This is a genomic window from Pseudoalteromonas sp. BSi20439 (assembly GCF_000241165.1).
Lineage (GTDB): Bacteria > Pseudomonadota > Gammaproteobacteria > Enterobacterales > Alteromonadaceae > Pseudoalteromonas.
The window spans coordinates 1-295 of the sequence record NZ_BADW01000157.1 but is presented as its reverse complement, the minus strand read 5'-3'; the positions used below and the strand labels follow the sequence as shown (position 1 = coordinate 295).

At 43.1% G+C, this 295-nt stretch carries 1 pseudogene; it reads right to left on the bottom strand.

What is annotated here, in order from left to right:
• Positions 1–295 (bottom strand): annotated as a pseudogene (locus tag P20439_RS12710) (IS21 family transposase); the annotation flags it as partial.

The window sequence follows — 295 nt, the reverse complement described above, 5'->3', positions numbered from 1 at the left end:
GTGTAATTGTCGCTGCTCTACTGCGTACTTATCACTTACACGGCGATTACGGCGAGCAACAATGTCTGCAACAAACGATTCATAGACTTCTCTTGTCTGAAAGTCATAACTACCACGGATTTTTAATGCTTGCTCCAGTTGCGATTTAAGATGCCCATGAGGGCTCTCAATAGCCCCATTTTCATGCGCAATACCGCGGTTATTACGGGTCGCTTTAAAGCCATAATGGATAACTAGCTCATTAAAGCGCTCTGTAAAATCATTATCATTAGTATGATTACGATAGGCGGCACTG